Below are 20,974 nucleotides of genomic sequence, written 5' to 3' on the forward strand. Positions count from 1 at the left end.
ATGAAAGAAGCTACTATTGTAAGAGAATATGAATTGAAATGTAAACAGCATATACTTACACCTAAAAAATTCCCGTTCGAAATTCACGAATTTCAAGGGTACATCTATAACGATTACTTAGAACTACGATACTACAATGAAGATATTAATGGGATTTTAAAAATCACTGTTTCTCCAGTTCAACATAAATTAGATCAATATGTACATAAGGGAACTAAGTTCTACAATTTAAACATAATATAACAGCAATATATAATCCTCATTTTGATTTAGCATATGAGCTTATCTTTCAGAAAGATGGTTTTCAATATAAAATCGCCATTGGCAATAAACTGCATATAAAAAGAAGATACACTGTTAACGATTTGATTCAAGTTGCAGAATCTATGAATTAAAAACTAGCTTTCCAATAGAGGAAAGCTAGTTTTTTAATTATTTTATAGTAAGTTTTCCTCCATGATAGCAATAATACCTTTCTGCTTTAAGAGATTTAATCTTCTTTAAAGACTGTTCCGCCCTTTCTATATCTAAACAAAACTTCCGATTAGCTATAACTAATTCTTGATTCTCTTGAACCGCTGCATCTCCCGTAATTACACAATCTAAATTCGGAAAATATAATGAAATATGCCCCGAAGTATGTCCTGGCGTTGCTACTATTTGACATTCATTATTCAAAATCATTTGGCCATCATGTACTTTTTCATCGACGGAAATATGTCTTATATTTTTTAACTGCTGTATAAACCATTCACCAAATGCCTTTTCTTCATTTGGCATATGTTCTAGCATTTCTTCAGCTTGAACCAACCTCTCTGATTTTATATCACCACTAATATAGTTAGATTCAATTTCACTCGCAATAATATTAATTTGAGGATATTTCACTTTTAAATCGTATAAAGATCCTATATGATCGTCATCATAGTGAGTAATTATTATATTTTTTAAGCTTTCCATCTCATATCCAAGTTTTAATATTGCTCCTTCGATTAAATGTACAAAGTTTGTATAACCTGTATCTACTAAAGTTAATTCATTATTTACTATAATTAAGCTCGGATAAATACATTGTTTTCCCCCGTTAAATTCAAATTCAATTGGTAGTTCTTTTATCTTCATTTTTCTTCCCCCATACCGCTTATAAAATGCATACTAATAACTAAATCATCCACATACATTTTACAATACACACTATGTAACGGGACACTGTGAGTCGTTGCAAAACAAACATTATATTATTTTGAACAGGTAATTTCCTATTTTTATGGAAATATACAATAAGAAAAACAATAAAATTGATTAATCTCTCACTTCTTTGTCCATCCTTTTAAAAAATCTATGTTTTGTAAAAGGAGTGTTTATATGGAGAAACAGACACTTTGGAAAAAGTTCAAAAAAAGCTCTGTAAACCTCGGTAAATCCAGCGTATATGAAAGTATTATTTTATTCTACACAATGAAAAAGAAAGCGTTACCTACTAAAGCGAAACTCATAATATTAGCCGCTTTATCCTATTACGTATTAACAATTGATTTCATTCCAGATATAGCTGCTATTATCGGGATTGGCTTGTTAGATGATGTTTTAGCAATCGCTATCGCACATAAATATGTTATGCGACATGCTGATGCTGAAATTCGAGAGAAGAGCAAAGTAAAAATGGAGTCATTATTTACTTCAGCACAAGCATAATTAAACTATCTATCCATTTACCTAACTTTTCTAGTTTCAAATAAAGTGAACTTTAATTAATGCGAACTCTGTGCCCCCCACTGAATATTATTCTTCACCATGCTTTTACAGGATACATCCTTTCGAAAGCAAAAAAGTTCTCTTAGCTCTCAAACTAGAGACAAATAGGATGTCAGAACTTGCTCATAAGTTCTGACATCCTATTTTTATTCTTATATACATCTGTTATTCAGTGGAGTCCGAAACGCTTTCAGCAACAGAATCCAGAAGTAGTTTACGTAGTTATATGCGTACCTCTATACAACACCGCTATTGCAGCTGCTATAAGAATCATACCCATAAAAGCAGGTGCGGCATGACCAAGTGATACATAGATTTTCCCTCCAATTATAGGGCCAACCATTCTTGCTAAAGCTTGAATAGATTGGCTACCACCTTGAATCCTTCCTTGTTCACTAGAATCGACAGACTTTGAGAGAATCCCATTGAATGCAGGCCCGAAAATTGAATCCCCAAAACCAAACATTAGCATTCCAACGATAAGTAGTGGATAGAGTGAAAACAACGCTGATGCCGCAATAAAACTGTATCCTATAATCTCCGAGACCATCCCAAGAATTGCTATTTGTTTATCACTAAGCTTGATCAAAAGCTTTGGCATTATAAAAGCTTTTGAAATGATGTCTTGAAAGCCCATAATCGAAAACATAAGTCCGATTAGTGCAGGCTTCCAACTAAAAGTATCCATCGTAAATTGTGTGAAAATTGCTTGTAAAGATCCGTTAGGTATCCAAAGTAAAAATGCTGAGACAAGTAACCATTTTAAGTTTTTCATGGAAAGTATGTTTGCAAGCTGTGCAAAAGGATTCAACCTTACAAAAGTAATCTCTTTCAACCTATTATTTCTGTCAAGGCTCTCAGGCATGTATTTGATCCCATAAACAACATTTAATAAAGTTATGATTGCTCCAAAATACATAGGTACAGTATCACCAAACTTGGCAAGTAATCCCCCAAGTGTTGGGCCAATGATAGTTCCCGCACCTACAACTGCACTCACCCATCCAAAGTATTTCGTTCTCTGTTCTGGAGGAATGATGTCTGCAAAATATGCGAAGATAGTACTTATGCTCCCGCCTGTTATTCCTTCTATTATGCGTCCAGCAAATAGTACCCATAAAGCTCCTCCTATACCAAAAACTAAGTACCCAACTGCAGAACCGAAAAGGCATATTAAAAGTAATGGGCGACGACCATACTTATCGCTCAAAGCTCCGAGTACGGGGGCAACTAAAAATACGCAGGCCGCATATACGGAAGTTAGTAGTGTAACAACTAACGCTTGTTCTTCCGGATTACTTGTATATGGCTGTACTAAGAATGGGACTACAGGCATGATGATACTGAAACCTATACCACAAAGAAATACAGAAATAAGTCCGAATATTAAAGCATGTTTATCTATGTTTTTTTCAGTTTCCCTTTCATTTTGTGATCTAAATATAGACATATAACTTCTCTCCTTAAAACACTTTGTTGCTTTGTCAACAAAATGATAACTCCGTTTTGTTGATTAGTCAACAAAATGATAACTCCGTTTTGTTGATTATTCAACAAAAATGAAATAATAAAAAGGTAGCCTTACTCTAATGAGAATGGGCTACCTTTTTATTATTTAAATTTATCCCGCATTAACTAACGGTCAGTAAAAGCCTGATTGGTGATGGCTGATAATCAGTGGAGACTGAAGCCCCCACACTGATTAAAGTTTCACTTTATTACGACTTAATATGTATACCTTGTTTCTTTATTTCTGCATCCAAATGCCTACTATATTTTTCCACGAAGCTAATTATACTATCGAATTCTTCCTCAGTTACTTGCTCAAATACGGCTTTATCCCGCTCTTGAAACTCTTTGTGCAAGTCTTCATGGATTTTATAAATTTCTTTCCCTTGTTCGGTAAGCCTAAAATAAATTTCTTTCTTGTTTTCCGACTTTTGGTAGCTTTCAATAAGACCTTTTTTTATGAGCTTCTTAGTCATTCTACTTATAGCACCGCGAGTCACATAAAAAGCCTCCGCAAGTTGTGTCACATTAGAATCCGCATTATTTTCAATATATTCAATGCAGTGGACTTCCGAAGACTTAAAATCCTTAAGACCTTCTTCCATCTTATCTTTATTAAGCCAAACCATCTTATTATATAATTCCCTTAAACCGTTAATGACCTGTTCTTCTTTATTCATGACCTACCCTCCTAACCGCTCATTAGCACATTAAAACTATTATATTAAATTTCTGCTTACGTTTCGACAATATTGAAATAATTATTGTAACATTACAAGATATGCGTAAAAATAGACGATTAAATAAAACAATTCATTAAACAGCAAATAATACAAGTGTATTTTTACTTACAGTAAACAGTAGACAAAAAGTAAGAGCTAAGATAATCTCTCTTAGCTCTTCTTTCATAAAATTAATGTTTTTAAAATACTATTTTACTTCATTAGCTACAAAAAATTGCTCACAAACACTCGAAATACGCTGTAAGTCTACGTTCCCACCAGATATTACCGCTACTACTTTTTTCCCTTTAATATATTGATCAACTTTCCCTGCCAGTAGAGCAGCAGTAGCTAATGCACCCGCACCTTCTACAACAGCTTTTCCACGTTGTAATAAATCTTTCATCGCTACTTCCAGCTCTTTTTCTGATACTGTTACAATATCATCTACTAATTCTTTTACAACTTCAAAAGTTAAATTCCCAGGTATTTTAACTGCGCAACCATCTGCTATAGTAGGTGCCTCATAATGTTCTACAATTGTACCTTTGTCATAAGATGCCTTCATCCCATGTACATTGTCTGCTTGGACACCAATTATATTAATGGATGGATTAAAAGATTTTAATGCAACAGCAATACCAGAAATAATTCCGCCTCCACCGATTGGTACAATAACAGTATCAACATCCCACATATCATCCAGAATGTCTAATCCAATTGTACCTTGACCAGCCATTACCTCTACATCATCATATGGATGTAAGTATGTTTCACCTGTTTCCCTTGTAATCTCCTCACATTTTGCCTTTGCATCATCAAAAGTTTCACCATGTAAAATCACTTCAGATCCATATCCTTTAGTTGCTTCAACTTTCGCCTGTGGTGCAGAAATTGGCATAACAATTTTACTCTTAATACCAAGTAAATGTGCAGATAATGCAACTCCTTGCGCATGATTACCTGCTGAACATGCAATTACGCCTCGTTCTTTTTCTTGATCCGTGAGCTGCGACATTTTATTAAATGCGCCACGGAATTTAAAAGAACCTGTTAATTGCATATTTTCTAATTTCAAGTGAATTTCTCCGCCCGTTTTACTAGTCAAATAAAAAGATTTTACTAATGGGGTTTTACGAGCATTTCTATCTAGAATATTTTGAGCTTTTTTAATATCGTCTATATGTAATGGTAGTTTTTTAGTTATCATAATAACACCTCTTCCAATGATCTATTCTAAGTTTTCGTATGCAGTAGCTCCTTTATACGAAGCCATCTATGGTAAGAAAAAGTTTTTATATATGTACCCCATTCTGTAATATACACATTTGCAAACAATTTAACATCCTCTTCATATCACGTCCTTTATAATGATTTAAACATGCAATTTGGATCCAATTATTTGTTTGTAAATAAGATGACTCATAATGAACAATATATCCTTGTAATGCTAACGCATCACCTACTGCTTTAGAAGAAAGACCTTTATTTAATTGAATGGTAAGTATAATTGATGCAGCATGTTCTTTAGGTGAAACAAACTTTAAACCCATACCAGTAATAGCTTCTTCAACATAATCATATGTCTCTTTTATTTTTACAAATGCCGTTTCATCTTCAAATCTCTTCAAAGCTTCTTGCAATGCATAAATTAAATTCCATGATTGTGAGTATGGAATGCTTTCATTTTTTTCATACATGCCAATGTCCATATAGGCAGGCACAGCCTCGTTTATTTTTACAATGTGGTTATGAAAAACGAAAGAAATTCCTGTATACGATTTAATCGCTTTACCGCTAACACCACTAGCAAAATACACATCATTCAAATCTAACGAAATTGCTCCAATTGAGCTAATGCAATCTACACATAGTTTCATTTGGTACTTGTTACAAAGAGTATTTAGCTCGTCTAAATCGTTTAACATTCCAGTTGATGTTTCATGATGAACAAACCAAAGCCATTCATAATTTCCAGTTGTCATTATTTCTTCTAATTCGGTATAAATAAACGGCTCTCCCATTTCTTTTTTATACGTATCAAAATGTAACTGTGCGCGTGTTGCATGCCCAACTAATCTATTACCAAATTCCCCATTTGTTAATACTAGTCCTTTCCCTTTTAAAGAACGTAATTGTAAAGCAATCGCATCATTTGCTAATGTCCCTGTTCCTAACATTATTTGTACACGTTTTGCTTTTGTCATTTGAAGTAACCGTTTTTTCACATTATCCATCGTCACATGAAATGACTTAGATCGATGCGAAATAGGCCGGGTAGAAAATGCCTTTCGAACATTGTCTTCAATGTCTACTGGACCAGGTAAAAACGTGTATTTTTTCGTCATAATACTTCCAACACTCGATTCTTCAAACATAGCAGGTGTTACATACATAGGCTGGAAGGCTGCTTCTTCTGTGCCAACTAACGTATGGAAAGATTTGAACCCCATTTGTTCATATAAAGGGAGTTCACGTGTTGTGGCAGAAATGAGTGCCAATTCATATCCATTTAGAAGCAAATAACGATGTAAAAAGCGAATTAAACCTAACAACGCTCTTCCATTTCGATATTCACGTTCTACTGAAAGTAAACGAATTTCATATACGTTTTCTCCATGTTCTTGCAAGTAAAAACCTAAATTTGAAATTTTATGATCTAATGAGAATGGTCGTTTTCCTCGCAACGCAACCATACCCACTAACTTATCCTCATCTAAACAAATTAAATATGTATTTTCTTCATGAAAACGATCTATACGAAAACGTTCTTTCGTTTCTTCATGTTGCGGAATCTCTTCTACAAATGTTTTATAGTTCAATTTATGTATACTTTCAAATTCCCAATCTTGATCAGCAACTTTATAAATTAACCCCATGTCCTATCCCCTTTATCTCTCTACTTATCCTCACTATCTACTTAATAAAAATTATAAGTGGAGATTAACTCCACTTATTAAAAGCTCATTTCATTCTCGATTTACATATAAAATAAGTACAATTATAAGAGCACTTAAAATAGTCGTAACAATAGAGTAAGAATACAAAATCATACAAATTGGTAAACAAGCGATTGTAATTAATCCTGGCTTAGTAAATCCTTTAAAGATTAAATAAAATATAATGAAAACAGCAATAAGAGTAAGCGCTATCAAATAATCAAAAGCGATTAACCCTCCAATAAATGTTGAAATACCTTTTCCGCCCTTGCCTTTAAATAAAATCGGGTAAATATGTCCAAGTATAACAGCCAGTAAAGCTAACATTACAAATGTAGAATCTTCAAAAAGGTATTTTGCAATAGAAACTACGATTGCCCCCTTGATCGCATCACCTAAAAATGTAGCGACGAAATACCCTTTTCCATATACGCGCCCCATATTTCTTGCGCCAGGATTCCCGCTTCCTTCATTCCGAATATCAACGTTATGTCTCCATTTCGTTACTATATAAGCGGTCAATATGTTTCCAAATAAATAAGAAGCCACCAAATACAAAAATTGCATACTATTAATCATGTAATCATTCACTTTCTACATGGGAGTACTTATACAATATTCAATGACTATGTATATTGTACTTTTCTTGCTTTACATCCCTTTTATATATTTTAACATCACATATTTACAAATCATACAAAAATTCTCATACAGCTATTTTTTTAAATATATAGCCCTCATTAAATAATATGTTCCTTTCACTGCCATTTCTGATTGTGATACAAATGTAATTTCTTTAATACTTTCTTCACAGCATTTCTTAAATACAGCATATATTTCAGGTACTAAACGTAATATACTGCCACTTACTGCAATTGGAGTTAGGTGTTTAAATTCCAGCTTGTTATAAACATTTACTGTAATCCTTGCTAATTCTCTTCCAGCTTGCATCATAATTTCATGTGCAGCAACATTCCCATTTCTTGCTTCCTGAATAACTTTTGGTGCGATTGCTGCAACTTTATTTTTTGAAAAACTATATACTAGTCTTTTTATGTGTGACGATGTCAAAAGTTGAAACTCGTCTTGAATACTTAAGCTTAATGGGCAAAGTGCAACTCCTTGATCAAATTGATTTACCATTCTCTTTAAACCCTGTAACGCAATCCAATATCCGCTTCCTTCATCTCCTAAAATATGTCCCCATCCACCGCTATACTCGTACACTTCATCTTTCTTTCCAAGACAAATCGCGCCTGTACCGCCAATTGTTAAAATTCCATCTTTCCCTTTTAAAGCAGCTGCATGTGCAATCATTGCGTCATTAAAAACTTCAATTTGTGTTCCGTACTTATTTTTTAGACGTAGTGTTAATTCATTTGTATTCGCTCCACTTATACCCGCTAATCCTAAACAAATACAAACGCAGTGCCCATCTATTAAAGCTTTCTTGCATTGATCGATCGCCTCCATAATATGCGAAACTGCTTTTTCATAATCTATTAATATGTTTCCAAACCCACTCGTACCTCTTACAACTTCGTTTCCGTCTTGATCAAATGCAATTGCTTCTGTCTTCGTTCCCCCACCATCTACTCCAATCATATACTTCATATATGTTCGCCTCATTTTCTTCATATTGGAGGGAATGTTATATTCCCTAAAACTACAGATTGCTTTGCACCTGTTGCGCTTGGCACATTACTCGGATTACGATGATACGTTTCATTTGCTAAAATCGCAAATGCGACAGCTTCTTTCGCTGCGGAAGAATAGCCTAAATCTTCTTGAATAAATATTGCGCATTTTTCTTCTTTCAATCCATTTCGTACCATTTCAACAAGTGTATCATTATAACTTCCCCCACCACCTAAAATCACCTCATCGATTTCATAATACGGCAGAATAAACTCCTTATAATGATGAACAATTGAACTTGCTGTAAACATCGTGACAGTCGTCAATATATTTTCTTTACTATGCTTTTCATACCGCTTCAATAATTCACTTACAAATTCTTCACCAAACTGTTCTCTACCAGTTGATTTCGGTGGATTCATTTTCAAAAATGGATGGTTCATACAATAAGTCAAAATTTCATCTACAACTACTCCCTGTTTTGCAATCCTACCATTTTGATCATATAGCAACTGAAATAACCTTTGACATACTTCATCAATTACCATATTCCCTGGACCAGTATCAAAAGCTATAACGCTCTTATCACTTAAGTGACTTGGTATTACTGTAACATTTCCAATCCCACCAATATTTTGTAGTAGTCTATTTTTAGTTGGATGACGATACAAAATGACTTCTGAATATGGCACAAGTGGTGCACCTTGTCCTCCTGCTGCCATGTCCATCGTTCGGAAATTTGAGATAACCGTCGTGTTCGTTTCGTATGCTATTACTGCTGGTTCCCCAATTTGCAATGTGGAAGGTATCATATTACCATCTTGCTTTGGTTGATGATAAATCGTTTGTCCATGAGAACCTATTAAATCTAATTGTTTCAAAGAAAGATTGACCTCTTTACAAACTTCCTTTACAGCATTGGCAAAACATAAACCGAGCTTAAAATTCAAACTGCATATGAGTTGAACATTTGAATTTTCTATTGATAAGGATTGTTGTATTTCATTTTTTATATCATGACAAAATGGAACTGTAGTAAAATGGATGAGTTCGATTTTAGAATCTACACCGCTTCCTTCTATATAAACGAGCGCTACATCTATTCCGTCTAACGATGTACCAGACATTATCCCTACAATATACATAACATGCATGACCTCCTATTTACTAAAAAACAATCATGTAAGTTACAAACGTACAACCAATCGAAAATAATATAAATCTAAAACACAACTGAGCTTTCGATGCAAACGATCCATCAATGAAAGAAACAACTACTGTAAGCAAAATACTTGCCGCAATGCTTGTAACGAGCCATATACTATGCATTTGTGATAGATTTAGCATTCTTAATAAAGGTACGAAAAGTAAATTCGCGCATATCACTCCAAATAACAATAAAAATACACCTTTATAACTAAATTTTATATTTATTCCATTTCACCCTCTCTGGACTTAATGTGAAAGAAGTGATAGACAAAATGCCTATCACTCAAAAATAAAATATAAAACTTACGGATTAATAGATTCCCCATCACCATTTTTCTCAATTTCAAGCATGTTTTTGTCGTACATTTTAAAGAATGGTAAGTAAATAAGGAATGATATTGCTATATTAATAAAAACTAATACAATTGCACGCCAATCTCCTCCAGTAGCTAAATACGCACCAATTGGGGCCGGTAATGTCCATGGCGGCATTATATGAGTTGGTGTTACAAATCCCATTGCAGTTGCAGCATACGCTATAGTAGCGGTTACTAATGGTGTAATAACGAAAGGAATAATTAAAATTGGATTCAATACAATCGGCAAACCGAATATAACTGGTTCATTAATATTAAAAATCCCAGGTACAATACAAGTTCTTGATAACGCTTTCGAATATTTTGATCGCCCAAATACGATCATCGCTAACACAAGTCCTAACGTTGCTCCTGAGCCACCAATCCAAATAAACCATTGATAAAACGGCTCTGGTGCAATGAATGGAAAATGACTCGCACCACTCGCTACAGCTTCACCATTCTTTCCTAAATATACATCCCAAAGCGGTCTCGCCACAGTACCTACAACTGACACACCATGTATTCCGAAAGACCAGAAAAACGTAATTAAAAATACAGGTATAATAACGCCAAAGTAACTATCACCAGCTTTTACTAACGGTGCGGCTAATTTATCTACAACGTAATGTAGATCCACTTTAAAAACGACTGTAATAAGACTCATAATAATAATAACGAAAGCGGCAGGTATAAGTGCTTCAAACGAACGCGATACTGATGGTGGTACTTGCTCTGGCATTTTGATTGTTACGTTATTCTTCTTACAAAATCTTAAAATCTCAACTGATAAAATAGAAACAATCATCGTCACGAATAATCCATGACCTCCGAGATTTGTCATCGGAAGCATAAAGCCTTTTTTATCAATTAATTCAGGTGTTAATGTTAATAGTAATGAACATACTGCAAGCTGTGCCCCTGATAAAGCATCTAGCTTATAACTTTTCGCTAAATTATAACCTATTCCAAATGCTATATATAAAGACATAATAAACATTGTTAAACGATATGGTATTAATATACTTGTTTGATTTTTTAATGCCCAAACGGATATGAAACTATCTTTCGGTAATGGCGGAAATGCTACTATTAAAAAGAAACTTCCTACAATAATAAATGGTAACGCCGAAATAACTCCATCATGGATCGCTTGTAAATGCCTCTGTTCAGAAAGCCTTGCCATAGGTCCAGATAAGTTTTTATCAAGAAACGTGACAAACTTATTCATAACGCTTCCCCCTAACTAATTAATTCATTTACAGTTTTCAATAATGTTGGTCCACCAAGCGGTGTATATGCTTGCGGCGGTATGATACCGCAAGGAACAGACTCCTCTTCTGCAAGTTTTTTTACTGAATCAAATCGATGTCTAATTTGAGGTGCAACCATTACAACATCCCAACCATTCTTTACTTCTTCCTCCACCTCACTTGTTCCAATTGCATGCACTTCCATGTTTACACCCTTTTTCTCCGCCTCTTTTTTTAAAGCGTTTACAACAATTGCGCTGGACATTCCTCCAGAACAAACAAATAAAACCTTCATTATTGAATCCTCCTATACTTATAAATTGTTTCCTTCAAATGAAAGAAAGTTTCACTTTACTAACAAGCATATGAGGTAATGAAATGAATTAGTTATACTGAAAGTAAATTTCATTAAAAATATTTTCCCTATTAAATTAATGTTTCAATATAAATTTTTCTCAATTACAAGGCCAACCTTACCTCAGATTTTTTCTATCTATCCAACCGCAAAATACGACAATAATAACCTACCTATTCATAAAAGAAACCGTCCCAAAATACCTTTTGGAACGGTTCCTTTTCATATTATAACTATTATTAAATTATATCTTTTAATAAAGTGTTAGCACTTTTAAGTATTTCTCCGCCATCATTCATTAAATTCGTAGCTTTTTGCATTTTACTTGTGTTTCCTTCATCTAAAGCTTCTGGAGTTAATTTCGCAGATTGATTAAATTTCTCTAAAGCCTGCATATATAAACTATTAACTTCTTTAAATTTATCAGGTACCTGAACATTTGGTGGATTTTCAGTTACATCTTGTAACATGATTAAGCTAGCAGCTAATTTAATCGTCCATTCTTCATTCCCAATCTTATTATTAATTAATAGATTACCCGTCTGATTTAAAGAATCTGTAAGTTTTTTACTATGAATAGCATATGCTGATCTATAATTTGATTCCAACACTTTTTGGTGTGCTTCTGCCTTGCGTGCCTCCGCTTCAGCTTTCTTTTTCACTTCCTGTTCTTGCTTACGTTGCTCTTCTTCTGCTTTTTTCTTTTCTCCCTCTTCTTTCTTGTGTTGCTCTTCTTCTGCCTTTTTCTTTTCTTCCTCTGCTTTTAATCTATCTGTTTCTTCCTTTTGTTTAAACTTTTTTTCTTCCTCTGCTTTTTCGGCTGCTTCTTTTTCAGCTTTTTCTTTTTCCTTTGCCTCAACTGCTAATTTCTTCTCTTGTTCTTTTTTCGCCTTTTCAGCATTTTTTTCTTCTTCTAATTTTTCTTTTTCCGCTTTCTTTTCATCTTCTTTTTTAGCTGCTAATCGCTTCTTTTCTTCCGCCTTTTTATCCATTTCAGCTTGTTGTTCCACAGTTATTGGATAAAAGATATGACTTAAGGTTAATGAAACTATAAATACCGATAAACATGAACTAAAAATAATAGCAAATTTTTTCAAGCGTGAACGATATTTCTTTATAACTAACGTCCCTAACATAGCAATGAAAAAAACTATCGCTCCAATTAAAGCAATCATCCCAATAAACATTAACAAAGTATCCACTATTTAAATGTACTCCTCTACTTATGTATTTCATAAGACCCAAACTAGTTATCTATACATGATTTTGGATATTTTTATATAAAAACACTTTCTTTTGGAATCTTACATTTTCAACATTTGTCAGTATAGCAATAATAATGTCATAATAAAAGCTTTTTACTTACTTATTAATACTTCAACTAATTCCGCAATTTCTGATTAAACTATAATTTTTATCAAAATAAAAAGAGATCCCTCAAAAAAGCTATATTTATTAGCTTTTTCAAGGAAATCTCTCCTACTTATTCTTAAACTTCTCAGTCGCTGCTCTCATCTTCACATTTAAATCGTGATCAATCGAGTCGCGGATATCTCGCTCTACTACTTCCATTTCTTTTTGGAAATTTTGCAAGTAGATTTTCAGTTCTTCTTCCTTCTCTGGTCTTTGTGAAGGTGGTAATTGTACTACCAACGATAGCATCGCTGTTAAATCTTTCATTAAGAACGTTTCAAGTTTATGTTGTTGTTCAAACATACGTTGTTCTTGATAATACGGAAGTGCATTTAATACTGAAATTGTAATCTCATCAACCGTTCTTTGTAGTGAAGGATTAATCGAGCGTTTATATGCTTGAATTGTATTTAATGCATCTGGATATCGATCATAGAAATACAATTTATAAAACGATAAGTCTGTCGGTTTTACAGTTTGTTGTGATTCTTGTCTCAAGAAATCCTTCACTTTCATTGTTGCGATATCAATATCTTCATTCGTAAGCTTTTTCGTTGTTTTTGCCAGCACATGCACTTTTTTCTGCTTTTCTTTCGGTAACATTGAGAAAACTTGCTCTCTCGTACGTTGTCCTGAAGTACAGAAAAGAGTGTTTAAAGTATTTTGTTCTTTTTTCCCTTCTGTACGAACCCAGCGATAAAAGAGTGGGTGCTGCGTAAATTCTTGTAAAAACGGTGTTGATTTGTTTGATAATTTCTCAATGGAATCTTGCGCTCGCTTATATGGTTTCGTCCATGAAAAATAAAGTTTACGTCCGAAGTATACAACTAAAACAACGACAGTAAATGCGATTAAAAGTAATGATCCTAATAGTAATAATACTCCTTGAATGAAACTCATTTTTTCACCTCCTCTAAAAGTCTGTTATTTCCTTGGACGCTGAATGAGTTTCTGCTTCATCTCATCATTAAATGTATCTAGTTCAATTACAAATTTCTTACTAGACTCAATAATACGTTCTGACGATTTCTCAGATGCTTCAATAGCGGCAAATACATTTTGGAATGATTCACGTAATTTATCCATGCTAATTGCAGGATTTTCAAGGAGTTTTGTTGTTTCTTCTGTATTTTGTTTTAATGCTTGTGAATTGCTTAATACCATTGATTCAATCGCTTCATTTGTTGCATTAACAGCATCAATTGTTTTACGTTGATTTGTTAATGCAAGCTGTATTGCAGCGGAAACCGTTACAACGTTTTGCGTCATCGTAATTGCATTACGAATTGCCTCTGATAGCTTTTCATTATTTTTCTTAATGATGTCTACAGATGCGATAGATTGTAATAATACACTTTTTGCTTGCTGCATATTACGTGTACGTACAAGTATCTTTTCTAATGCATCATTTATTAACGGAATATCCCTTTGACGTTCTGGATTTTGTTTCTCGGCTTCAAGCATGCCTGCAAGTTTTCTTCCTAAGTATACTTGTTTATCAAGAGCGTGAATTTTATCGTGCGATTGCTCTTTTAACATTTCAAGACCAACTGTATCTTCTTGTAAGTTGTCACGACCAATTAGAAGGGATCTTATAATCTCCTCAATTTGCTTATCTATAGATTGATATTTATGCACGTATGTTTCAAGTGGATTTTTCTTGAATACTTTAAACATAATTTTCTTCATACCACTTGCTTTTAATGAATTCGGATCAAGCTCTGATACCACTTTGCGTAATTCTAACAATGTATTTGGAATTTCTTCGTTCTTTCCATTCATCATCGCTGTTACAGGACGTTTTAATGCTGATAACGTTTGTCCTGCTGCTTGTTGCTCTTTATCTCCTAAGTCTCCAAGCTGCGACAATACTTTTGATAAATCTGTATTTTGCTCGCTATTTAACTTTTGTACATACAGATCAGCTTCTTTATTTAATTCTTCAAGTTCGGCATCTTTTATTACTGTATCCACTACTACTTCTACATTATTATCTTTCACAATCGATACAGGTTCTTTTTTCTCGAGTTCAGTCAACAAAATCGCTCCTTTATTTACATGTGCGAATTTATATGCACTATATTTCATCTAACATATCGTATTTCATACACATTTTGCTTGCTTGAAATCGATTTTTCAAGAAATACCTGCTTATGCAGTCATTCCCTGTTTCATAGTATAAGTATACCTGTTCTCTTCATTATTTTCCTCAGACTTAAGACCTAGAGAGGAACATGCTGAAGGCGGATTCTTTACGAATCCCATTATTTATTACCTCTTCATTCTAATTTGAAATTCAATTGGTCAATCTCCTTCAAATCATACAGCACTCAATCTTTTGACATTTGTTATCTTTCAATGTGATAATTATGTCAGGCTCACTTCTACTTATTTTTTCGAGCAACGAATGCTCCCTTTTGAAAAGCTAATAACGCCGTTTCATACGTATCATCTTCTTCAATCATCTTGATAAACTCCGCTAATTCTTCTGTATGTGAAGTTGCATTATCAATAACAAGCAAACCTTTTGGCTCTAAAATACGTTTTATATGTTCCCACCACCACATGTATTGTGTACGTTCTGAATCTAGGAAAATAAAATCAAATGAATGATCTAATTGCGAATCTAAAAACGCCCCTGCTTCTTGATTATGGACATCAATTCTTTGTACAAGGTTCGCCTTTTCAAAGTTTACAATTGCCTCTCCAACCCGTTCTGAAGAAAGCTCTACAGTTGTTACATTTCCATTTGTTTCTTCTACCGCATTAGCTAACCACAATGTAGAATAACCATTAGAAGTTCCAATTTCTAAAATGTTTTTTGCATTACACCCTTTTACTAAAATTGATAAAAATTGCCCCATCTCACGAGAAATATTCCGTAATTTCTCTTCCCGCGTTTTTTTATTTCGATCATGCTCTTCTCCATATTGTTCAAGTTGAGATAATAATGAATCTACAGTATCCATCCTTTTCATCGCCTTTCCAAAGCAATATGATGAAAAAGCTCTTGCTGTCCGTCTACTTTCATTATATGCGAAACGAAAACCTTTTTCTCGTTATATGACAAAGTTTTAAATTTTTTTATAGCATATTGTTTCGTTTTTTGGTAAAGTTAATTTCTACGTGCAATTATTCCATTCATACTATTTTTAATTAAATTGCAGTTATTAAATAATATAAACCCCATTTAAATGAATCGGTATTTCAAATTCAATTAAGCGCCCTTTCCGGACGCATTTTCTTTTGTTTATATATTTCTAGAAGAAAGGATGCTTACAATGAACGTGATTAGCTTAGATGCCGCTAGAAAGCGAAAACAGCATAAAAAATTAATGATTACTATACCGATTATTTCACGTATTTATGAAGAAGACGGGGAAATTAAATTTGAGGTAGCCGGCGAAAAAGATGTACCTCTTGAAATGTTAGAAAAATAAAAAAAAGACGCACTTCTAAAGAAATGCGTCTTTTTTATACTATTACATTTAAGTGCATAAGTTTTTCAGGATTAACTATCATATAAATGTTTGAAATTTTCTCATCCTCAAATGCGAATGAAAGTACATACGTCACTTTATTATTTATTGTAACTATAACGCCTGGTGCACCATTTACTATTTTGAAATCAACACTATACTTTTCTGGCAATCGTTTTGCAATTCCAAAGAACAAACGTATAATTTTATCTGCAGAATAAATTGGATTAATAGCAGTTGTAACTTTACCACCACCATCTGCTTTAAATATCGCATCTGTTTTTAATACTTCTAACATGCCTTGCGCATCCCCACACTGTAATGATGATACAAACTTTTCCACATAGGCAGCTAATTTCTTCGTACTTAATGTTGATTGCTTCGGCTTATCTAAAATACTTTTTCGTGCGCGTTGAAAGATCTTCCGGCAATTCACACTACTCTTATCAACAATTGAAGCGATTTCCTCGTAGTCATAACTGAAAACTTCTCTTAATATGAAAACAACCCTTTCTACCTCAGACAGTTGTTGTAAAAGTAATAAATATGCCGTAGAAATTGATTCTTTCATTACAAATGACTCTGCTGGCTCATCACTCTCTTCCACAAGTGGCTCTGGTAACCACATCCCTACATATAAATTACGTTTATGCGCTGCCGAACGTAATTTATCAATTGAACGATTTGTCGCCATTTTACACAAATATGCTTTCATATTTTCTATAGATTGAACATCCTCTATATTATTTAGCGCGATAAATACGTCATGAACGATATCTTCAGCGTCCATAACACTCCCAAGGATTCTATATGCTAATGAAAATAATAATGGTTGATACGCTTCATATAATTGCTCCGTTTCCATGATGAACTGCCTCGCTTTCTAATTGCTTTAAAATGTGTAACGCTACACGTTTCCCGCTTACTACCGCAGCATCAGCTAATATTTCATCATGCCCAGCCCAATCTCCTGCAACGTAAACACCTGGCATTTCAGGTATATTAGGGCCCGGTTTTTCAACACGGTCAATATGAGGAAAATCATGTACTACCGTTATTTTCGGTAAATATTGCTTTGCAACAACTTCTCTTTTCCAATTAGGATGTAGCAGCTCCATCGTATTTTCTAACTGTTCTTGATCATCATGAAAATGATTTATCTCTAGCATAGGATTATGGTACTTAATTAAACTCACTACGATTGCTCCATCTTCACTTAATTTGGCTGCTCTTGATTGATTCGTGAAAAATATAGGTTGATCTAACCCTAATGCAAATTGATGTGTAGGGTTGGTTAAGCGTCTTAAACCAATATCTAATGCAGCGACGGTAACCGGTACCGATTGTTCGCTCCATCTATACAAACTTGTTCCTTCTGCACCTTTTATTATTTTACAAGCTTCTTTCGGTGGAATCGTCACGACAACTGCATTAACTTTAAATACTTCATCATCCGAACAACGAATTTTTTGTATACCTTCACAATTTTCTATTTCCAATACATGCTTACTAGCCTGAAATTGCACCCCAACATTATTCGCTATATCTCTTAATTTTGTTATTATCGTCTCCCAACCACCATCTACATAAAATACTCCTTCTTTTATTGAAAGCTGTATTTGCTTTAGTACAGATGATGCTAATTGTATTGTAGGAGCAAACGTATATGTTGTTGTTCTACATAACGCATAAAATATATTTCGAACCATTGGATCTTTTATTTCTTTTTCTGCCCATGTAGTTAGACTCATTTTCGGAACTTCCCCTACATCTAAATTCCCTAAATGAATCATAAGACGCGAGAATTGTACTTTGGCAGACCATGAAAGTAGTGGAGTTGATAAAATAGAGCGAAAATCTGTTGGAATAGTAAATACATCCCCTTTCCATATTCCATGCGCTTTTGTAGATGGTATTCCACCTGGAAGATTCAAACCAAGCTCATTAAAGGTTAAAAATGCTGCTCCACCTCTATATAAAGCATGTGCACCAAGATTCAAACAAATGCCATTTTTATTTATAGTCATCCCTCGACCACCGAAGCGACTGGATTTTTCCAATACAATAACTTTCCTTCCAGCTTTCGCTAAATATATAGATGCTGTTAATCCAGCAAGCCCACCACCAATAATTGCTACATCAAATGAATTCATAATAAAATCCCTCCTTAATCGTTCTACATACAAGACGAACGATTAAGGAGGGATGTGACATTCAGTTACATATATTTTATTTCTCCTAACCACTTTATTGCAGTAATAACTGTTAAACAGTGGCTTAAAACTAATTTATATTCCAGAAAGTGTTGGTGAATATTTTCTGGAATAGTAACAATTACAACTTCTACAAACGAACTTATTTACATAATATTATTATTTTCTAATCAATTACATGCTGATGCCAAATTTCTCTTTCTTCTTCACTCATTCCTCCTATTATTTTTGAAAAATCTATTTTTCTATCAAATGAGTCTTTTAACATATAAAATTGTTCAAACGATCCTGTAAATGTTTCTAATGACTTAGAACAACAAATCGTTTCAAGGTTATCAATTGTTGCGCCATTTAATTCTAATTCTTTTAGTCCTTTCATTTTCCCTAATGCCGCTCCATCCTTTACCTTTGTATCTGTCAACTTTATATTTTGAATTGACTCATTGTGTTGAAAACAAGATAAATTAGCAATGATGCTATTTTTGAATTCAATTGTTATTAACTTATTTAAATTTTGCAAAACAAACAAATCCAATTTACTAACATTCTCTAAACCTAAAATATATAAATGCTTTAAAGTATCTACTTTCGATATTGCATAGAGCTCCTCATGATTTGAAATATGTACAGTTAGCGATTCTAACTTTTGAAACTGCGGTAGTAACGAAAAATCTTGTATACTAGTTTGTGAAATGTCTAATTTTTTTACTGATGATATTTCTACAAGTGCCGATAGATTATTTATCTTCGTATTCTTTATATTCATTTCTTGTAAGTGCTGTAAATGTAATACTGGCGTTAAATCTTGAACTGGATTATTAACTAAATATAACTTCTTTAAAGAATGCATTCGTTCTAATCCTGTTAAATCTTTAATTTCATTTCCAGATAAAATTAGTTCTCTCACTTCCGTACACATCTGTAATGGACTAATATCTACTAATCCTTTTCCACCTAAATATAATTTCTTCGCTCTAATAAACCTGTCTGCACGTTCAGATGGACCTACTATATTTCTCCAATTCCCATCTAAACTATTGTACCAATCTTTAACATTATTTTCAGATTGAAATATAAATTGAGGCTGTAAAACAGGTAATTCAATATTAAATAAAGCGTCTAAAAAATGTATATTATCGTTAGTACCATAACTCCAATATAAATGGTCTTCCTCTTGATGAATGGTGAAATTTTTATTTTTTAGCGTTTGTAAAATAAATAGTAACAAATCTGAAATTCTATTTGCAATTACATATTTTACTTCTTCATCTCGGCCAAAATTAATAACTTGTCCCACTTTCCCCTTTTCATCCGGATCAACATCTATTCCTATATTGTTACCGCCATAATCTTTACTAATAGGAATCCAATTGTGATTCACATATCTTTCCTTAATACATTCTGTTGGTATTGAAAATGCATCAAAATTAAAAAACTCATCATTTTCAATTTTTCTCCACATTCTCCATTCATCCAAAACTTCATCTAACGATAGAAATGGCAAACCAAAAAATAGCCCTGGTCCTGATTTATCCTCACCATTATGTGCGAGATAAAGATTACGTAATTCATCTGGAAACGAAACTCCCATTTTACTTTCGGCATATTGAATTTCTTCTATTGTTGCAGGTGCATTCAAAAACGGTTTAAAGTGATTTGTTAATTCAACTTCCAACTCTTTTAAAATAGTATGATTCATTTTCCAAACTCCCTTTGTATTCCATAATAAAAAGCGCTATCACTTACAGTAATTGTAATTAATAGCACCCTTTTTCGCAACGAAACTAATTTTTTACTACTTCCTCTTAATCAAATCCTATTGCATACAAACTAACAATTTCATCTTTTTACAAACCAAAAGCAGCAGCCCTTTCACATTCCTATAACTAGACTCATATCCTAATTTCAGATTACATTAAAATATAAGAAAGGCAGGTAATACAAATGGCTTCTAGTATTGACTACACTTCCCCCTCAACCAATTTCACTCATGACTTAAGTAAAAGTAATTATTTTAAGAAAGATGCCCAAAATTATATAAACGTACTTGGCATAAAACAATTAAATACTTTAGAAAATACTTCTTTACTAGATATTTATTTAAGTACAGGAAATGTTGTAGAACCACATATT

The 20,974-nt window shown here is 33.4% G+C and carries 20 protein-coding genes and 2 pseudogenes; 4 read left to right on the forward strand and 18 right to left on the reverse strand.

The genetic code is table 11. From position 1 onward, the window contains the following. Window positions 1–395: pseudogene (locus CDB3_RS32310) on the forward strand (hypothetical protein); the annotation flags it as partial. Between the two features lie 37 nt (window positions 396–432). Here CDB3_RS32310 and CDB3_RS11945 read toward each other — a convergent pair. Beyond that, window positions 433–1,122: an MBL fold metallo-hydrolase gene (locus CDB3_RS11945; protein WP_128854640.1), complete on the reverse strand. Its 690-nt coding sequence runs from the start codon at window positions 1,120–1,122 to the stop codon at window positions 433–435. A gap of 243 nt (window positions 1,123–1,365) precedes the next feature. On the opposite strand from CDB3_RS11945, the gene CDB3_RS11950 reads away from it, so the two are divergent. Next, entirely contained in the window at window positions 1,366–1,695 is a 330-nt protein-coding gene (locus CDB3_RS11950) for a YkvA family protein (RefSeq protein ID WP_128854641.1), read from the forward strand. Window positions 1,696–1,969: 274 nt separating this feature from the next. Here the strand turns inward: CDB3_RS11950 and CDB3_RS11955 are convergent, their stop codons facing one another. The 14 genes from CDB3_RS11955 to CDB3_RS12020 all read right to left on the reverse strand — a co-directional run bounded on the left by CDB3_RS11955 (window position 1,970) and on the right by CDB3_RS12020 (window position 16,127). Beyond that, the gene (locus CDB3_RS11955; protein WP_128854642.1) at window positions 1,970–3,205 is read right to left on the reverse strand and encodes an MFS transporter; all 1,236 of its coding nucleotides are present in this window, start codon (window positions 3,203–3,205) and stop codon (window positions 1,970–1,972) included. 268 nt (window positions 3,206–3,473) lie between these two features. Further along, window positions 3,474–3,944, reverse strand: a complete 471-nt coding sequence (locus tag CDB3_RS11960) for a MarR family transcriptional regulator (protein WP_128854643.1) — start codon at window positions 3,942–3,944, stop codon at window positions 3,474–3,476. A 250-nt stretch (window positions 3,945–4,194) separates the two neighbouring features. Further along, the gene (gene tdcB, locus CDB3_RS11965) at window positions 4,195–5,196 is read right to left on the reverse strand and encodes a bifunctional threonine ammonia-lyase/L-serine ammonia-lyase TdcB (RefSeq protein WP_071745921.1); all 1,002 of its coding nucleotides are present in this window, start codon (window positions 5,194–5,196) and stop codon (window positions 4,195–4,197) included. Window positions 5,197–5,281: 85 nt separating this feature from the next. Then, window positions 5,282–6,865, reverse strand: coding sequence for an aminotransferase class V-fold PLP-dependent enzyme (locus CDB3_RS11970; protein ID WP_128854644.1), 1,584 nt, complete (start codon window positions 6,863–6,865; stop codon window positions 5,282–5,284). Window positions 6,866–6,955: 90 nt separating this feature from the next. Then, window positions 6,956–7,504, reverse strand: coding sequence for a glycerol-3-phosphate 1-O-acyltransferase PlsY (plsY, locus tag CDB3_RS11975; protein WP_128854645.1), 549 nt, complete (start codon window positions 7,502–7,504; stop codon window positions 6,956–6,958). Window positions 7,505–7,639: 135 nt separating this feature from the next. Beyond that, window positions 7,640–8,539 (reverse strand): BadF/BadG/BcrA/BcrD ATPase family protein, encoded by a 900-nt coding sequence (locus CDB3_RS11980; RefSeq protein WP_128854646.1) that lies wholly within the window; start codon window positions 8,537–8,539, stop codon window positions 7,640–7,642. A 20-nt stretch (window positions 8,540–8,559) separates the two neighbouring features. Next, a complete protein-coding gene (gene anmK, locus CDB3_RS11985) occupies window positions 8,560–9,708 on the reverse strand; it encodes an anhydro-N-acetylmuramic acid kinase AnmK (protein ID WP_128854647.1) in 1,149 nt (382 codons plus the stop codon). A 22-nt stretch (window positions 9,709–9,730) separates the two neighbouring features. Continuing rightward, a complete protein-coding gene (locus tag CDB3_RS11990; protein WP_128854648.1) occupies window positions 9,731–9,997 on the reverse strand; it encodes a hypothetical protein in 267 nt (88 codons plus the stop codon). A 78-nt stretch (window positions 9,998–10,075) separates the two neighbouring features. After that, window positions 10,076–11,359 (reverse strand): PTS sugar transporter subunit IIC, encoded by a 1,284-nt coding sequence (locus tag CDB3_RS11995; protein WP_128854649.1) that lies wholly within the window; start codon window positions 11,357–11,359, stop codon window positions 10,076–10,078. Between the two features lie 11 nt (window positions 11,360–11,370). Further along, complete coding sequence (locus CDB3_RS12000) at window positions 11,371–11,676, reverse strand: PTS sugar transporter subunit IIB (RefSeq protein WP_088233306.1); 306 nt, start codon at window positions 11,674–11,676, stop codon at window positions 11,371–11,373. A 299-nt stretch (window positions 11,677–11,975) separates the two neighbouring features. After that, a complete protein-coding gene (locus CDB3_RS12005; protein WP_256869769.1) occupies window positions 11,976–12,938 on the reverse strand; it encodes a hypothetical protein in 963 nt (320 codons plus the stop codon). A 277-nt stretch (window positions 12,939–13,215) separates the two neighbouring features. Beyond that, window positions 13,216–14,049, reverse strand: coding sequence for a DUF3974 domain-containing protein (locus tag CDB3_RS12010; protein WP_128854650.1), 834 nt, complete (start codon window positions 14,047–14,049; stop codon window positions 13,216–13,218). A gap of 24 nt (window positions 14,050–14,073) precedes the next feature. Then, window positions 14,074–15,186 carry a toxic anion resistance protein gene (locus CDB3_RS12015; RefSeq protein ID WP_071745911.1) on the reverse strand — a complete coding sequence of 371 codons (1,113 nt, stop codon included), beginning with the start codon at window positions 15,184–15,186 and terminating at the stop codon, window positions 14,074–14,076. A 347-nt stretch (window positions 15,187–15,533) separates the two neighbouring features. Then, window positions 15,534–16,127 carry an O-methyltransferase gene (locus tag CDB3_RS12020; protein WP_097808878.1) on the reverse strand — a complete coding sequence of 198 codons (594 nt, stop codon included), beginning with the start codon at window positions 16,125–16,127 and terminating at the stop codon, window positions 15,534–15,536. A gap of 303 nt (window positions 16,128–16,430) precedes the next feature. Between CDB3_RS12020 and CDB3_RS31655 the strand changes: the two genes are divergently transcribed. Further along, on the forward strand, window positions 16,431–16,589 hold the full coding sequence (locus CDB3_RS31655) for a hypothetical protein (RefSeq protein WP_001100983.1): 159 nt from the start codon (window positions 16,431–16,433) through the stop codon (window positions 16,587–16,589). 34 nt (window positions 16,590–16,623) lie between these two features. On the opposite strand, the gene CDB3_RS12025 is transcribed toward CDB3_RS31655, so the two are convergent. The 3 genes from CDB3_RS12025 to CDB3_RS12035 all read right to left on the reverse strand — a co-directional run bounded on the left by CDB3_RS12025 (window position 16,624) and on the right by CDB3_RS12035 (window position 20,540). After that, entirely contained in the window at window positions 16,624–17,493 is an 870-nt protein-coding gene (locus tag CDB3_RS12025; protein WP_128854651.1) for a sigma-70 family RNA polymerase sigma factor, read from the reverse strand. After that, window positions 17,471–18,781 (reverse strand): phytoene desaturase family protein, encoded by a 1,311-nt coding sequence (locus tag CDB3_RS12030; RefSeq protein WP_128854652.1) that lies wholly within the window; start codon window positions 18,779–18,781, stop codon window positions 17,471–17,473. The genes CDB3_RS12025 and CDB3_RS12030 overlap by 23 nt, the downstream gene beginning before the upstream one ends. A gap of 226 nt (window positions 18,782–19,007) precedes the next feature. Further along, window positions 19,008–20,540 (reverse strand): SMI1/KNR4 family protein, encoded by a 1,533-nt coding sequence (locus CDB3_RS12035; RefSeq protein ID WP_128854653.1) that lies wholly within the window; start codon window positions 20,538–20,540, stop codon window positions 19,008–19,010. 245 nt (window positions 20,541–20,785) lie between these two features. On the opposite strand from CDB3_RS12035, the pseudogene CDB3_RS12040 reads away from it, so the two are divergent. Then, a pseudogene (locus CDB3_RS12040) lies at window positions 20,786–20,974 on the forward strand (cupin domain-containing protein); the annotation flags it as partial.

Source organism: Bacillus sp. CDB3, assembly GCF_002081505.1.
Classification (GTDB): Bacteria; Bacillota; Bacilli; order Bacillales; family Bacillaceae_G; genus Bacillus_A; species Bacillus_A cereus_AT.

Bases quoted from the DNA above. Each gene is read 5' to 3' on its own strand.
- CDB3_RS12020 (WP_097808878.1), bottom strand. From the start codon at position 16,127: ATGAAAAGGATGGATACTGTAGATTCATTATTATCTCAACTTGAACAA.
- CDB3_RS11970 (WP_128854644.1), bottom strand. From the start codon at position 6,865: ATGGGGTTAATTTATAAAGTTGCTGATCAAGATTGGGAATTTGAAAGT.
- CDB3_RS31655 (WP_001100983.1), top strand. From the start codon at position 16,431: ATGAACGTGATTAGCTTAGATGCCGCTAGAAAGCGAAAACAGCATAAA.
- CDB3_RS12000 (WP_088233306.1), bottom strand. From the start codon at position 11,676: ATGAAGGTTTTATTTGTTTGTTCTGGAGGAATGTCCAGCGCAATTGTT.
- CDB3_RS11950 (WP_128854641.1), top strand. From the start codon at position 1,366: ATGGAGAAACAGACACTTTGGAAAAAGTTCAAAAAAAGCTCTGTAAAC.
- CDB3_RS11955 (WP_128854642.1), bottom strand. From the start codon at position 3,205: ATGTCTATATTTAGATCACAAAATGAAAGGGAAACTGAAAAAAACATA.
- anmK (WP_128854647.1), bottom strand. From the start codon at position 9,708: ATGTATATTGTAGGGATAATGTCTGGTACATCGTTAGACGGAATAGAT.
- tdcB (WP_071745921.1), bottom strand. From the start codon at position 5,196: ATGATAACTAAAAAACTACCATTACATATAGACGATATTAAAAAAGCT.
- plsY (WP_128854645.1), bottom strand. From the start codon at position 7,504: ATGATTAATAGTATGCAATTTTTGTATTTGGTGGCTTCTTATTTATTT.
- CDB3_RS11995 (WP_128854649.1), bottom strand. From the start codon at position 11,359: ATGAATAAGTTTGTCACGTTTCTTGATAAAAACTTATCTGGACCTATG.
- CDB3_RS12025 (WP_128854651.1), bottom strand. From the start codon at position 17,493: ATGGAAACGGAGCAATTATATGAAGCGTATCAACCATTATTATTTTCA.
- CDB3_RS11945 (WP_128854640.1), bottom strand. From the start codon at position 1,122: ATGAAGATAAAAGAACTACCAATTGAATTTGAATTTAACGGGGGAAAA.
- CDB3_RS11980 (WP_128854646.1), bottom strand. From the start codon at position 8,539: ATGAAGTATATGATTGGAGTAGATGGTGGGGGAACGAAGACAGAAGCA.
- CDB3_RS11960 (WP_128854643.1), bottom strand. From the start codon at position 3,944: ATGAATAAAGAAGAACAGGTCATTAACGGTTTAAGGGAATTATATAAT.
- CDB3_RS12035 (WP_128854653.1), bottom strand. From the start codon at position 20,540: ATGAATCATACTATTTTAAAAGAGTTGGAAGTTGAATTAACAAATCAC.
- CDB3_RS12030 (WP_128854652.1), bottom strand. From the start codon at position 18,781: ATGAATTCATTTGATGTAGCAATTATTGGTGGTGGGCTTGCTGGATTA.
- CDB3_RS12010 (WP_128854650.1), bottom strand. From the start codon at position 14,049: ATGAGTTTCATTCAAGGAGTATTATTACTATTAGGATCATTACTTTTA.